Raw genomic sequence first — 15,740 nt, 5'->3', positions numbered from 1 at the left:
GGTCACACCTGCTGATAGGTGGTGTAGAAACTGTGATAGTCGTTGTCTGCTTGGAAATTGATGAACGACAATGTGACGCTTGGTGCCAAGCCCTCTACATAATGCCAACAGCCAATAGGGAGGAACAAGATCTCTCCTGGTGACAAGGTGCATTCCATCAACTGAGCCTGTTGCATGCGCGGAAAGCGTTGATAGTCGATGTGCCCGCCATCCACCTCGGTGTAGCAGTGCATGTGATTGTAGATATTGGCGATCTCGCAGGCTGGCACCAGCCGCACACGTTTGCTGCCCATGACCTGAGCCATGAAATTGTTTGTCAGATCATGATGGAAGGGCGTCAGCGTGCCAGCTGGCCCTAACCAGAAAAAGCCCGTATCAGGCGAATCCGGGTTCAGATATTCAGGCACCAGCCGAACATCATCCCATAGCTCTTTCAAGGCCATTTTGTTCTGAGAGCTATTATTGGCAGTCATGTAGAAATCATTGGTCTTACCCGCCCGCTCAACCATGTCAACATAGTCGCCAAAGCGCATGGTCTGTTTGTGCTGCACGCAATTGATTTCATATTGGGCATCTTGGCTGCGGCCCATTTGAACTTCAACCTGGCGGTCGCCATAGTGCTGGCGGAAGAAGTCGAAATTCCATTTCTGCAGGGCGGGCCAATCATCCATCATGCCGGTGATGACGACCGGACGATTGGTGAAAAAGTACTGATCATAGAATTCGTCGCGACTGAGGCGATGGCGGCGCGGAATCTCGCCCCCATTGGGTCGCTGCTGATTCAGCTTGCGGTAGATATCCAACACCCACTCACGTTTACGCAGCCTATTGTTGAGCCGTTCCATGCTGCGCAGAGCCGCCGCGACATAGGGGCTGTTCATGGCTGCCAACACTTCTTGCTGCGCGAGCGACGGTGAGTAGCCATTGCTCACCAGGGTGCCCACCAAGGATTCTGGTGGAATGTTCAACAGCAGGTTTTCCGCGATCCAGCCGCGCCAATTGTCGCTCATGGCGAGTTTGGTCTGCATGGCATAAGCGTAGTTTTGCATGGGGATCAGATCTCCAGATCAGGTTTGGTGGAAAGCTATTTGCATTGATGGCACGAGACCCACTCCATAGCTGGCCCTGGGACGATTACACCCACAGATACGCCAAGGCTGGTGGCGCCAGCTGACAATGCTATCGTCATTGAATGGATTCGTCCAGCGCCAGTGGATGCTTGATGGAAGAAGGTTTTCTCATGGCAAATGGTTGCCCGGATGACAGAAACAACAAGGGGATCGGATACTGTCCGTACCCGATCCCCTGTCAAACTGACCAGCAGTGTTTGCCTGGTCACAGGTGTGATCAGCAGTTGCCGACTACTTTCCAAGCACTCCAGTCACCACCTTGGGCGGGGTTTTCACCCTTTGTCCACCACTTGGCTTCGTACAGCTTGCCCTGGTGAGCTACACGCTGACCTTGTGTGTAGGACTTGCTTGCATCCCAGTTGTCGCCGCTGCAGGTTGGCTTAGGCGTGGGAGTAGGCGTCGGTGTACCTGCCGTACGCAACTCGAATGCCTGGCTAGCCGAACCACTGCAGGTGCTCTGAACCAAGCCTGCGCCGGTGTTTTCCAGGCAGAGGTTGCTATGAGCGGCGCGAATCGTGTAAGCGTTACCATTCTTCTTGAACGTGAACTGCTGGTGCTGGCCACCATTGAATGCCCAGAGGGTGACAGGGGTGCCAGGAGTCTTCTTACGGCCAGAGACGTCCAATGACTTGCTGCCAGCAACATTGGTCACCTTGTAGACAGCTGTGCCAGTGGAGGAGATGTCGAATTGCTGCGTGTTTTTACCATTGCAAGCAGCAGCATTGACTTTGGCACCGTTGGCAGCGCTTGCCGCAGTCAGGCATTTTGCACCATTGACCAGGTTGTACTGACCAGCAGGGATCACATCGCCACCTGGTGTCGGTGTTGGCGTAGGTGTCGGGGTACCGTTCACACCCAGCTCAGCCGCCAAGGTCTTCAACAAGGAGGTATTGCCAGCGCCTTTCACGTCACCGGACATATCCCAGAACATCCCGCCGCCCAGCTTCTTCGACTTGATGTAGTCTGTCTTGATCTTCAACGATTGTTGATCTTCGTAGCTGATCACCATGCCAGTGCTGGGGTTGTACATCCAAGGTACTTGCGCCTCGGCATCCCAGTAGCGCTGGAAGCCGCTATTGAGCTTGTTCAACAGATCCCAGTAGTCATACACGCCATTTTCCCAGGTGCCTTGTGGCGGGTTGGCCGCAGTGGCTTGGAACAGACCATGGTTGTCGCTGCTGGTCGCGGTCCAGCCACGGCCATAGAATGGGATACCCATTACCAGCTTGGAGGCAGGCGCGCCAGCCTTCAGCAGGTTGTTGATGGCAGCATCGACGTTGTAGTTGTCGCGCAGAGGCCCTGGGCTTGGATCACGGCTGGAGCGATACAGCGGTGCGTGGTGGTTGCTGACCTTTTCCCAGCCACCGTGGAAGTCGTAGGTCATGACGTTGGCGAAATCGACTGTCGCCATGAATTGCGGTACTTCCAGATTGGCAATCTTGTCATGGCCCGCACCCAGCGCTGCGGTCAGCAGATATTTCTTGCCGTCGATACCGCCCTGGGCATTCAACTCTGCACGCAATGCTTGCATCAGCAGGGTGTAATTGTGCTTGTCTTCCGGACGGTAGCTGTTGTCGGGCAAACCGCCGCCAACTGGGTATTCCCAGTCAATATCGACACCATCAAAGCCATATTTCGCTGCGAATGCTACACATGACTTGGCAAATTTGGTCCGTGCGGCTTCCGTAGCTGCAACATCCGAGAAGTACTTGGACCATGTCCATCCACCGATCGACATCAATGTCTTGAGATGCGGGTGTTGCTGTTTCAGCTTGTTGAGCTGGTTGAAGTTGCCCCGGAACGGCTGGCTACCATCCCATTTATCACCAGGATAGCCCTTGTCGAGATCCGCGAAATTGTCGCCAGTGATACATTGGCCATCGCTGGAAATATTGATGAAGGCGTAGTTGAGGTGGGTCAGTTTCTCAACTGGAATGTCGCTCGGCTGGAAATTACGAGCGTAGATACCCCACTGGGTAAAGTAACCGACGATCTTGTAGCTATCCGCAGCGTATGCAGTGTTGACCGCCATTGCGCATTGCGTCAGGGTTGCGGCCAGAGCAATGGCCTTAAGTGTGCGTTTCATGTAATACATTCCTTTCCGTTTCAATTAGCCACCCCGGCTTGTGCCAGGGTGGTCACGTTATGGGTTGATTACTTTTTCACAACCGGCAGATTCGGCTGCTCGGCGCGGGTTGCATAAGTGCCGCCGCCAAAGCTCACGGTAAAGTTGGATGGCCCGGAGATCGGCAGTTGATACACGAAGCTGACATCGGTCGATTCGCCAGGGTTCAAGGTCTTCCAGCCGGGCAACTTGATGGACAGGCGGTGGTAGTCACCTTTCAGGCCACCAATGTTGTTGCCATCATGACCGCTTTGAACCAAGCTCAGACCGAAGCCGGACTGGTCTTTGGCATTGGACGGCGCGCTGGTCGGAATATCGAACTGGAACTCGGTGCCGCCAGGCAGCGTAACGTTCGAGCGGTTGGTGATACGCAGGTTGGGGTTGATCGGGTAGTTGCTGTCACCCATCTTGTGCTCCAACAACTCGAAGCCAACATCGATCGCGGAGGCAGGCACTGGGCGTGTGCTACGCTTGTTGCCATACGGCGCAGCGTTGGCCAGTGTGCTGGTGATGAGGTTGGTCAGCTTGTTACCCATGAAGAACTCACCCTTGCCACCGTTACGGCTCGGATGCCAGTCATAGTCACCTGCCAGTTCCCAGACCATGACACCACCAATGCCCTTGCTGTTGATCCACTGGGCTTTCTTCTGCGCGGACTGCTCATCTTCCATCGACAGGAAGACTTGCTTCTGCGGGTTCCACAGCCAAGGTGCAACCAAGTTGCTGTCATAGTAGCGGGTATAGGTTCCGGTCAGTCGATCTTCCAGATCGCTGTCTGGTTTCAAACCATACGATGCGATGTAGCTGCCTGACAGGCCCTTTTCGAGGTTCTTGGCATGCCACATCGGGTTGGAGCCTGCACCCAATTCCTTGCCTTGAGCATCGTTGTCATGCCAGAGATTGTCGATACCGCGTGCGCCATCACCGCAAGCCGTCAGACCGGTCGGGCAGTTGCTACCGACAGAGCGGCCCCACAGACCATTGGTGCCGCCTGCGACATTACGCCAGCCACGGGTGTAGTAAGGAATACCGATATTGATCCGGCCAGCTTGCATCGCGCCACGGAAGAAGTGGTATGACCAGTCGGTGTTGAGGTAGCCGATACCACCATATTGCGGTGTGCCATAGACATTCCACTTGGCCAGCTCAGCATCCTTGCCGTCATCGAACAGTGCTGCATTGGGGCCGACGAATTCGTTCCAGGCGCCATGCAGGTCATAGCTCATGATGTTGACGTAGTCGAGGTACTGCAGAGACTGGTAGTTCTCCATGCCACGCAGCAGATAGCCAGAAGCTGGTGCCGCAACAGTCAGCATGTAGTGCTTCTTGCTTGCCGCGCCAGCTGCATCCAGCTTCTCACGCAGTGCCTTCATCAGCGCGTTGTAGCTTGCATTCAACCCAGCACGACGAACATTGGAGATCGCCCAATCGTCAGGGTTGCCAGCATCCTTCATCGAAGTTGGGTATTCGTAGTCGATATCCACGCCATCAAAGCCATACTGCTTGAGGAATGCCACGACAGAGTCGGCAAAAGTATTGATACCAGCTTGGTTGATGGAGCCATCGGCATTGGTGGTCATGCTGAAGAAGCCACCGCTGTTGACGCGCTTACCATCCGACCCGAAATAGCCACCTGTTTCAGCCCAGCCGCCTACAGAGATCAGGGTCTTCACATGGGGGTACTTCTTCTTGTACTTGTTGAGCAGGTTGAAGTGGCCCTTGTATGGGTAGGCAGGGTCCATCTCAGCGCCTGTGACACCGGGCCACTGCATGCTGGTTGCGGCATTCTTGGCATCAGCTGCATTGCCGATCGAGATGCGGTTGTTTCCATCTACGTGCGCAAAGGCGTAGTTGATGTGGGTGACTTTGTCCCAAGGAATGTCCTTCACCAGATAGGCAGGTGAACCATCGCTACCATTTCGCCAGCTGGTGAAGTAGCCGATCATCCGACGCTTGGCCGTACCCATCTTTTCACGGCCTTCGTTGTCATAGACCGTGCAGTAGGGAACATCGACGCCTGGTGTGCGGTACAGGCCTTCTGGACGACATTGCTCATTGCCACCTGGTGTGGGCGTAGGTGTCGGTGTCGGCGTGGTGGATGACTTCAGCAGGAAGCGTTGGCTGGTGCTGTTGTTGCAGGTGTTTTGAATCAGCTGCGCGCCATCGGCATTGCCGGTGATTTCCAGGCACAAGTTGCTATGTGCAGCACGGATGGTGACTTGATCGCCATTCTTCTTGAACAGGAACTGCTGGTGCAGACCACCACCATAAGCCCACTGGGTAACGGGTGTATTGGGCACTGTCTTGCGACCGGACACATCCAATGCCTTGCCGCTGCTGACGTTCACCAAGCGGTAGGCACCACTGCCTGTGGAGACGACATCAAATGCCTGGGCTACGCCGCCATTGCAGCTTGCCTGGCTGACCTTGGCACCATTCGCAGCACTTGCCACGGTGACACACTTGCCATTGACCTGCAGGCCATATCGACCCTCTGCAATGGTATCGCCACCAGGTGTCGGAGTAGGCGTCGGTGTTGGGGTAGGTGTCGGTGTCGGAGTGGGCGTTGGGGTTGGTGTCGGGGTAGGTGTGGGCGTTGGGGTGCTACCAGCACCTAAGTCCTGCCACAGCGTGGGCGTATCTTTAGGATTCCAATTAGAGCCAGGATGTGCGACATGGGTCACCAAGCAACGGTAGTCATGCCCGTTGTAACTGACGACTGACCCAGCGTTGTAAGTACTGCCTTCTTTCCATACTGGGGAGGCTACCGCTGCATGTTGGGCCGGCCCTGCAGCGAAAGCGGCGGATACAGCCAAAGCGCACTGACTGACTACAGAAACCATTGCCAGTGCACGCATCGTAACTTTGATATTCATTTACTGCTCCTACTGACTCAAGAAGAGAGGAAAGGTGCGGGCAGCATTGGTAGTCGGTTTGCCAACTATAAAAGCTAGCCTTAACCCGCATTTAGCATCTATTTTTGTGCGTGGCCGCATGCCATGTGAATACGTAAATTTACCTATCCACTTGCATACCACTTGCAACATACTGATTTTAAATAACTACTTAAAATTCAGTTGTCATTTGAAAACAATCTTTGCATAAAGAAAGGCCCCTGAACGGGGCCTTTTATATGCCATTTGAATCTGTTGCGCAAGCTACTTACTTCAGCTTGATGCTCCAGTTCTTCTCGACACACTTCTCATAATCGCCAGGAATCAGTGCGCTGTAGGAAGTCTGGTAATCAACCAGCATACACTTGTACTCCTGCCCACCACGCCAGTCTTTTTCCCAGAAGATCGGCTGAGAACCAGCGCCATTACGATCAAACGGACGCTGTTTGGCGCAAGACAATTGTTCACCGGTGATGTTGACACCGAATTCGCGTGCGAATTCCTTGTAGTAGCTGATTCGGTTGGCAGCTTGTGGCTGATCCTTGTTGGAATTGCACTCGATACCACCATTGATGATCATGATGGTGGACGCAAACGAGTTGGTCGCACCATTTGCCTGGTCAGCTGCATTGGGCTTCCAGGTGCCATCGATCACATGCAACATGGACGGCTTCGGCGGCTGCGGGTAGACGAAGAAGAATGTCGCTGACGCCAGATTCAACCAAGTGCTGGCGACCAGATCCGGCTGATCCAACAGATTGCGGACGCTGCCGAACATGATCTGCGAGAAGGGGCCATAGTTAAAGTTGTAGGACAACTGCTTGGCACCGCGTCCGAAGTACTTCTTCCAGCTGCCATCAGGGTTCTTGCCGCATGGCCAGGTTTCGGAAATCCAATCTCTGGATGAGCATTCACCGTTGTATCCACAACCTGCCCCGGTCTCGGTACATCCCATTTCACGCAGATAGACCAAACCTTGACGCCATTCGGGAACGTTCTCGTTTGCCGCATGGCCGCCAGTTTCCTGGGCGAAGTGGGCAAACATGGTGGCCAACGAGCGGCCACAAATTGCATCGGCATTGCGGCCATCGGTGTAATCGCCGCATATTGCTGGGAACTTCGCAACGGCCTGCAGGAAGCGGGTGTAGGTGTAGCTTGCTTCACGCTTGGCAAACAGGTAATCCCACTTGCTTGAGGACATCAGCTTTTCAACCCGTTTGACGTTGGATGGGTTGGTTGCCTTACCGGGTGCCACCGCTTCCACCACGCTGTTCGGCGCTGTCCGGATGGAGGCCTTGATATTGCGGAACAACGCTGTGTTGGTGATTTCAACCTCGGCTGCCCTGGCTTGAGCCAGTGTTGGCGCCCCAGTAGGTGTTGGCGTTGGGGTAGGCGTAGGTGTTGGTGTTGGAGTAGGTGTTGGCGTAGGTGTTGGGGTGGGGGCTGAGCAGTTTGCCAGCGACTTCCACACCCCCCACTCACCAGCTTGGGTTGGGTTCTCGCCTTTAGTCCACCACTTGGCCTCATACGGTTTGCCTTGGAAGACAACCCGCTGTCCACCATTGTAGGACGCGTTGCTATCCCAAGCGGGGTAATTGCATGCACCAGGCGTAGGCGTAGGTGTGGGTGCAGGCGTTGGGGTAGGCGCTGGCGTTGGAGTTGGATTCGGCTTTGGAGTTGGGGTCGGGGTTGGGGTCGGTGCTGGCGTTGGTGTTGGTGTTGGAGCAGGCTTGCCCAACGCTTGCCACAGCGTAACGGAGTCAGCCGGGTTCCAGTTGGCACCAGCATAGGCGGTATGGGTTACCAGTGCTTTGTACTGTTGATTCTTGTAGCTGACTACTGTGCCAGCATTATAGGTATTACCTTCTTGCCAAGCGGGTACGGCAGCGAGGGTTTGACTGACTGGCTCAGCATAGGCAGTAGAAACAGCCAATGCACATTGGCTGATCAATGAAACGGCCGCCAGGGCACGAATCATGGGCATCAAGGACATTTCGCACTCCAAATCATCATTTCAATATCAACAGAACGCGGGCTGATATAAGCCATACGCCTGTCACGAAAGGGCCGCACCGAATAGACTTGACCCACCACCGAGTCGGGCGCAAACAATCTAGGGGTGCTGGACAGCATCCACTTTGTCGTCGCACGACTCGGCACAGGGAAAGGCACCCAGGTGATAAGTGGCCGTGGTGAAAGCAAACAAAGCCTCAACCCCCGCTAGGGAGGATTGAGGCGGGTACATCATGGCAAACTGTTCAGATACGAACGGTGTGCGTTCGAGAAATTGAACCCGTCAGCACGATCCCAGTTGATCGACCAGGTCATCAGGCCGCGGAAGGTCGGGTAGGTCTTGGCCGGTTTGTATTGGCCACATTGGGTACCTTTGACAAGGCAATCCACTGCTTTTTGAGCTTCGGCTGGGCTGGTGAATCCACTGGATGCGGAGCGAGAACCTGATGGCAGGCCAAATGCCAACTGGTCAGGACGCAAAGGCGGGAAGCGCTTGCTCGCATTGCCACCCAGGTTGAAGCCAGTCAGCATCATGTCAGTCATGGCAACGTGGAAATCAGCGGTGCCAGGGTTGTAATTTCTACCATCCGCACCTGCCAACCCACCGGTGTTGTAATGCTGAACATGCAGGATGGTCAGCTCATTACGCAGGCCATGGATGACTGGCAGGTATGCACCCCAGATACCGGCATAGCTGATTTGCCCACCTTGGACATACGCGGTTTCCGGTGCCATGGTCAGGATGAATTTGCTGCCGAAGCGTGCCTTGAGCGCTTTGACGGCAGAAATCATGTTCACCACGGCTGGAGTGGTTGGGTTGTTGAGGTCGTTGTCACCACTGGCAAGCGCCAATGAGCCACCTTCCAGGTCGATGTCCAAACCATCCAGACCATAACGGTTGATGATGTCGCCCATGGTGCGGACAAAGTTATCACGGGCAGCGGCTGTGTTGAGCTGGATGTGTGCGTTGGCACCGCCCAGTGAAATCAGCACTTTTTTGCCTTTGGCTTGTTGCGCCTTGATACCCGCGATGAACTCTTCCTCGGTTTCCGCTGCGCTGCCACACTCTCTGACCGGGCATAAGGTAAAGGCAACTTCGCCCTCAGCACCACCAACTTTGTTTTCAGCAAATGAAAGATTGATGATGTCCCAAGCCGGGGCCACATCTTTCATCTTGATATAACCAGAGCCATTCTCGAAGTTATGCCAATACCCAATCAAAGGATGCTTTGGCACCGATCCTGTTGGCGTTGGCGTTGGTGTTGGAGTAGGTGTTGGAGTAGGTGTTGGAGTAGGCGTTGGTGTTGGTGTCGGTGTCGGAGTAGGCGTCGGTGTCGGAGTACCGCAGTTCGATACTACCTTCCATACCCCCCACTGACCGGACTGAGCTGGGCTCTCGCCTCTAGTCCACCACTTGGCTTCATAAATCTTCCCTTGATAGCTTACGCGCTGCTCCCCGGTATACGATTGTCCGGCATCCCAGGCTGGTGATTGGCAGTTGGAAGGCGTCGGGGTGGGGGTGGGTGTAGGCGCTGGCGCTGGTGTCGGGGTTGGTGCTGGGGTACCTGTCGATGCGCCGATATCCTGCCACAAGGTAGGGGTAGCAGCCGGATTCCAGTTCGCACCGGCGAAAGCGGTGTGGGTGACCAGTGCTTTGTAATTGTGGCCGCTGTAGCTGACTACTGCACCTGCATTATAGGTATTACCCTCTTGCCAAGCGGGTGCGGCAGCGGCTTGGGTCTGGGCTGCGGGTGCTGCATAAGCAGTGGATACGGCGAATGCGCATTGCGTCATTACTGAAATGGTGGCGAGTGCGCGGATCATAGGCATCATGGCCATGTTCAAGCTCCTTGTTGACATAAGCAGTCGCATTACCAGAGCCGGTGCATCGACATACTTTTGAGTTAATGAAACGACCCCGGCGATCAGGTCGGGGTGGCGATGTCAGGGCATGGGGCTGAGGCGGCAAACTGCCAAATCATGATGACACCTGCCTGACAGGCAAACCGCATCATCGGTCAACAATATTATTGTTGATGTCAATATGCCATGTGAATACGCAAATTTACTTATGGCAATCGACATACTTGCTGAACGGGTAGATTCAGGTTTTCACCGTTATGTATGTGATCAGCGCTAATACGCGTTGAAAGCGCCCCGTGCTATGATTTTTTATCAAAATAAACAATGATTTATTCTAAATTAGCCTAGGCTTGGAATCCGTCTGGCCCATTATGGGTGGGCAGCCGGGGCTATGAAAAGTTCATTTCCTGATTGCTTGGTTTGCATCTGAGCAGCCTGTGGTGGCAGGGGGGCCTTGTCAGCACGATGCAAGCCATATGACATCAGTATGAGCGAGGGGAAGTGTGGGTACTTGGAATACCTTAAAGCCATGGCAGCTGGGCCATTTCATCATCTGCCAAAAAGGTGGGATTGCAGTTGTGAGATTGGTCACACCGCCTCGTTTTCTTCTGGAGTAGTCGGTTCGACGGCAAGAGGAATGGAAACGACGATACTGGCGCCAATCAGTGAATTCTCAACCCGTAGATCGCCACCGATTTCTGCCAACACCGCTCTGGAGATCTTCAAGCCCAAGCCCATGCCGCCCGCCTTTGTGGTGTGGAAGGGCTCGAAAAGGCGCGGCAGGCGTGCTTCATCGATACCTGGGCCGCTGTCAGAGATCCGACAGCATATCTGTTGATCCTGACAGTAGGTTTCGACAACGATGATCCGTTCTTCGGCCTCATAGTCTGCCAGCGCTTCATGGGCATTGCGCAGCAGGTTGACAATCACCTGTTGCACCAAGACCGGGTTGCCCCATGTGTCGGGTAAATCGCCAGCCAGCCAGTTCCGGATGTGAATGCCCGCCTCTTCGCAGGTGGGGCGCAGCCATGCGATGACATCCCGCACGCAATTGTTGAGATTGAATACGCTCCCCACCTGAGGCTCGCGGGCGAGAAAGGCCCGTAGTCTTTCAACCAATAGCGTCGCGTGCCTGGCGGTATCCTGAATCCGGCTCAATACACCCGCCACTGCGTCCGGGTGGGCATGCTGCTGTGTCAGCCGCAAACCTGCCTGAGAATAGCTGAGCATAGCCGCCAGGGGCTGTTTCAGCTCGTGGATGACGCCTGCACTGAACTCTGAGCCAATATGCAGGCGAGACAGGCGTGCCAGGAAGCGGTGCCATTCACGCTCATGTTCAAGCGATACCATGCCTCGCACGGTCACGAGGGCTTGTTCCTGTCTGATCTCTGCCCAGTCCGCATGGGCGTGTAAATCTGCCTGCAACATCTGTTGCGACAGCTGATGCTGAGCGGTGACGGCCTGTAGTTGCAGATTCTGTTGCATGCAGGCGTGCTCCCAATCGCCCAGCTTGATCAGTGTGCGGGCCAACAGCTCGTGAAAGTGTGCTGACGCTACACTGCCAGGCTGGGTGCGCCAACGTTGTAGCACTTGCAGGCTACGTTTCGTTTCCCCCTGGGCAAGCAGCAGCTCGGCGCGGATGATGTCCCTGCGTTGCAGGAATGCCGGTGAGGCGGCTCGAATCGACATGGCTTGTTCAAGCCAGTGGTCTGCAGTGGCGGGATCGTGGTGTTGAAGATACGCCTCGGCTGCCTGTAACCAGCCCGTGGCGCGGCTGATTGCGTAGCGATCCTCCTGGGTGGCCGGCCAGTGTTGCTCCGTCAAGACGGCCATGGCCTGCGTGGGCTGGCGGGTCGCCAAGTAGGTGTCGATGAGGGCAATGCGGTAGTTGCACAGGTTGCGCCCTGCGGAGATAGCGGACAGTTGCGTCAACCCAGCTTGCAGATAGCGGCTGGCTTCCAATGGCAGCCCGTGCTCGGCAAACCACATGCCTAATCTACACGCAATATCGCCTTGGCTGGCTTCTGCTTGGATCTGTTGTGCGTGATCCAGGGCGATATAGCTGTCACGTAGCGCACCACGGAGATCGCCTTGCTGATAACGCGCCCTGGCAAGCCAGTCGTGGCAGAAGACCAGATCCAGTTTTTCCAGTTGATTGGCCGGAAAGCGGCTGAGTGCCTCCAGCATGGAGATGGCTTGCTCATCTTGTCTGCAGACCAGTAGTTGTGCTTCACAAAAACGCCGTAACCAGTCGATCCGTGCGCCAAGACGCAGTGGATTCCATTGCCGACTGGCGCCCAGGTAATTGATGGCGGCATCAACCTCACCCAATTCAAAACAGCAACTGGCCAAATAGACGGTCAGCAGCGCACGCCGGGAGAGCGGCATGGCTTCTACCTGCATGGCGGTCAGGCTGTGCCCCACCCGCTCCGGATCAACGGAATGATACATCCAGCAAATCGAAAGTTCGGCATAATTAGGGATTGCCTTGGCGTTGGAATCAAAGTCGTCTTGCTGCATGATGAAATCACTTGCTACGGGTTATTTTATGAAATGATGGCATAATGTATAACAGATGTTATTTATTTAATCGCCATTATGTAAATATTTCTTGAATCAATACTATTATGACATAACCATAATTTATATGGCGCATTCAATTCAAATAATAGAAAAGCACTCTATGGCTTGGCATCCGTTGCCGGGCGCGGGTTGCGTTGAAATGCAACCCTCTGTTTACAGGTGGGGTGTTATATGGCGCAAGCTGTATGACTGTGTCAACAGGACTGGTCAAGCCGTTGGTGACGGCAAAACGACCATTCGAGAGCCGAAAGAAAGCAGATGGTAGCAAGCTCGGTATCCTGCCAGGGCACAAGATCCCCATGCTCACTCATTGATGAAAACCGCTGGCTCGGTAGTGTGTGATATGGATCACTTTGATTACATCCAGAACCAATCTTCTATTGAGGCGCTTCTTTCATGCCTTTTGCACCCAAACTCCGCCATATTGCAATGGGCGTCGCCATGAAGGTGGAGTGCGCAGAACCCAACGCTGGGTCACAGCACATGCCGATTCTGATTGTGGAGGATGACGCCGCGCTACGAGATGCGTTGTGTACGCTACTGCAGGTCAATGGATTCCCGGTACTGGCCTTCGAAAACGGCGGAGCACTGTTGGATTTGCAACAGTGGCCGGAACAAGCCTGCATATTGCTGGATCTGAATTTGCCGGATATCAGCGGGCTGGAGGTGCTATCGTTGATTCGCCAGCGGCATTCCAAAGTGCCTGTGATCATGATGACTGCCAAGGGCCAGATCAAAACGGCGGTCGAGGCGATGAAACTGGGTGCGCTGGACTTTCTCGAAAAACCTTTGGAGGAAGCTGTATTGCTGACACAGCTGGAGAAAGCGCATCAGCGGTATCTGGCGCTTTCCGGGTGCAATGTGGGCATACGGTTGCTGTTGAGCCGCCTGACCACTCGCGAACGTGAAATCCTGGCTTGTCTGGCGGAGGGATTGACCTCGAAAGAGGTGGGGCAGCGGCTGGCGATCAGCCCGCGCACAGTGGATGTGCATCGTGCCAATATCCTGGCCAAACTGGAGGTGAAAACAGTTGCAGCTGCTGTCCAGCTGCACGTCAAACAGACGGTTGGTCAGCAAGGTACGGATTTGCAGTTCCAGTGACATATCAGCGGGCGCCTAGAGCAGGCCGCCAATCCGATCACCGAACCCATCGGCCCACCGCAAAGTGGGCCGATTGGCTGCATGAGATGCATCCGGCCATATCAGCCGGACCGACAGACACCGCCGTGATCAGCGGCTGATGGGCTTGTAGCGGATACGTTTGGGTTTCGCGCCCTCTTCGCCCAGGCGTTTCTTCTTATCTGCTTCGTATTCCTGATAGTTGCCATCAAAGAATGTCCACTTCGAATCGCCTTCGCAAGCCAGGATATGAGTGGCGATCCGGTCGAGGAACCACCGGTCATGGCTGATCACCATCACGCTGCCAGCAAATTCCAGCAATGCATCTTCCAGCGCCCGCAAGGTTTCCACGTCCAGGTCGTTTGATGGTTCGTCAAGCAGCAGCACATTGCCGCCCGCGATCAAGGTCTTGGCCAGGTGCAGGCGCCCCCGCTCACCGCCGGACAGGTTGCCCACGATCTTTTGCTGATCCGCACCCTTGAAGTTGAAGCGACCGATATAGGCGCGGCTTGGAGTTTCAAAACGGCCTACCTGCAGGATATCGCGACCTTCGGCAATTTCTTCGAATACGGTCTTGTCTCCATTCAATGCGGCGCGGCTCTGGTCAACAAAGGCCATTTTCACTGTGTTGCCGATCTTCACCTCACCACTGTCTGGTTGTTCCTGACCGGTGATCATGCGGAACAAGGTGGATTTACCGGCGCCGTTCGGGCCGATGATGCCGACGATCGCACCGGGTGGCACTTTGAAGCTCAAGTCATCGATCAGCAGACGGTCGCCAAAGGCTTTGCTGACATTGTTGAACTCGATGACCTCGTTGCCCAGCCGATCCGCAACAGGGATGAAGATCTCCTGGGTTTCGTTGCGTTTCTGGTATTCCTGGCTCGACAGCTCTTCAAAGCGGGCAATCCGCGCCTTGGATTTGGCCTGGCGGCCTTTCGGATTCTGGCGTACCCACTCCAGCTCTTTGTTCAATGCTTTCTGGCGGGCGGATTCCTGTGATTCTTCCTGCTTCAGGCGTTGCTCTTTCTGCTCCAGCCAGCTGGAATAATTGCCCTTCCAGGGAATACCTTGGCCACGATCCAGTTCCAGAATCCATTCTGCGGCGTTGTCGAGGAAGTAGCGATCGTGGGTGACCGCCACGACGGTGCCGGGGAAGCGCACCAGGAACTGCTCCAGCCAATCTACTGATTCTGCATCCAAGTGGTTGGTGGGTTCGTCCAACAACAGCATGTCTGGCTTGGAGAGCAGCAGCTTGCACAAGGCAACACGGCGTTTTTCACCACCCGACAGATGGCTGATCTGCGCATCCCATGGCGGCAGGCGCAATGCATCAGCGGCGATTTCCAGTTGCAATTCAGCATTGTCACCAGCGCCAGCGGCAATAATGGCTTCCAGGCGGGCCTGCTCTTCAGCGAGCTTGTCGAAATCGGCGTCCGGCTCGGCATAGGCGGCATAGACTTCTTCCAGCCGTTTTTGGGCTTCCATCACTTCACCCATGCCTGATTCGACCTCTTCACGCACAGTCTTGCTTGGGTCGAGCTGAGGCTCTTGAGCCAGATAGCCGATCTTGATGCCGGGTTGCCATTGGACTTCGCCTTCGAATTCCTTTTCGACACCGGCCATGATCTTCAATACGGTGGACTTACCGGCACCGTTCAAACCCAGCAGGCCGATTTTGGCGCCAGGGAAGAAGCTCAGCGAAATATCCTTGATGATTTGCCGCTTGGGCGGCACGACTTTGCTCACACGGAGCATGGACATGACATATTGGGCCATGGTGGCGTTGGTCGCTTTCAATGAGGTTGGTGGAATAGGTTCAGCTCGACCCCTGCCCGCCAACCAGTCAATATGGTCGGAGAAGGTCGCTACGATAGACCCTGTGGATCGAGCCCCTGAAACGGTGCAAGTTTAGCAAAGACCACTGATTAACACCCCTTTTCTTGAGTCACTGCCGACAGGGTGGATGATGTGGGCAGGCAGAATGGTAGGTATTTGTCTTGTGTTACATCT

The 15,740-nt window shown here is 54.9% G+C and carries 8 protein-coding genes and 1 pseudogene; 1 reads left to right on the top strand and 8 read right to left on the bottom strand.

The annotated features are described in order from the left end of the window. Window positions 1-2: 2 nt before the first annotated feature. The 7 genes and pseudogenes from HNQ59_RS02405 to HNQ59_RS02380 all read right to left on the bottom strand — a co-directional run bounded on the left by HNQ59_RS02405 (window position 3) and on the right by HNQ59_RS02380 (window position 12,545). Entirely contained in the window at window positions 3-1,049 is a 1,047-nt protein-coding gene (locus tag HNQ59_RS02405; protein ID WP_184034707.1) for a cupin-like domain-containing protein, read from the bottom strand. Window positions 1,050-1,347: 298 nt separating this feature from the next. Next, a complete protein-coding gene (locus tag HNQ59_RS02400) occupies window positions 1,348-3,216 on the bottom strand; it encodes a glycosyl hydrolase family 18 protein (protein WP_184034703.1) in 1,869 nt (622 codons plus the stop codon). A 68-nt stretch (window positions 3,217-3,284) separates the two neighbouring features. Then, a complete protein-coding gene (locus tag HNQ59_RS02395) occupies window positions 3,285-5,735 on the bottom strand; it encodes a chitinase C-terminal domain-containing protein (protein WP_425491317.1) in 2,451 nt (816 codons plus the stop codon). 153 nt (window positions 5,736-5,888) lie between these two features. After that, window positions 5,889-6,098 (bottom strand): annotated as a pseudogene (locus HNQ59_RS19975) (carbohydrate-binding protein); the annotation flags it as partial. Between the two features lie 319 nt (window positions 6,099-6,417). Then, the gene (locus HNQ59_RS02390) at window positions 6,418-8,142 is read right to left on the bottom strand and encodes a glycoside hydrolase family 19 protein (protein ID WP_246490814.1); all 1,725 of its coding nucleotides are present in this window, start codon (window positions 8,140-8,142) and stop codon (window positions 6,418-6,420) included. 251 nt (window positions 8,143-8,393) lie between these two features. Next, complete coding sequence (locus HNQ59_RS19790; protein ID WP_281397162.1) at window positions 8,394-10,001, bottom strand: chitinase; 1,608 nt, start codon at window positions 9,999-10,001, stop codon at window positions 8,394-8,396. Window positions 10,002-10,613: 612 nt separating this feature from the next. Beyond that, complete coding sequence (locus tag HNQ59_RS02380; protein ID WP_184034697.1) at window positions 10,614-12,545, bottom strand: ATP-binding protein; 1,932 nt, start codon at window positions 12,543-12,545, stop codon at window positions 10,614-10,616. A 459-nt stretch (window positions 12,546-13,004) separates the two neighbouring features. Between HNQ59_RS02380 and HNQ59_RS02375 the strand changes: the two genes are divergently transcribed. Continuing rightward, a complete protein-coding gene (locus HNQ59_RS02375) occupies window positions 13,005-13,709 on the top strand; it encodes a response regulator transcription factor (RefSeq protein WP_184034694.1) in 705 nt (234 codons plus the stop codon). 129 nt (window positions 13,710-13,838) lie between these two features. Here HNQ59_RS02375 and ettA read toward each other — a convergent pair whose 3' ends face one another. After that, on the bottom strand, window positions 13,839-15,506 hold the full coding sequence (gene ettA / locus HNQ59_RS02370; protein WP_184034789.1) for an energy-dependent translational throttle protein EttA: 1,668 nt from the start codon (window positions 15,504-15,506) through the stop codon (window positions 13,839-13,841). Between the last annotated feature and the right edge of the window lie 234 nt (window positions 15,507-15,740).

It is taken from the genome of Chitinivorax tropicus, from assembly GCF_014202905.1.
Classification (GTDB): Bacteria; Pseudomonadota; Gammaproteobacteria; order Burkholderiales; family SCOH01; genus Chitinivorax; species Chitinivorax tropicus.
The sequence above is the reverse complement of the archived record's forward strand: the minus strand, read 5'-3'. Positions and strand labels throughout refer to the sequence as shown.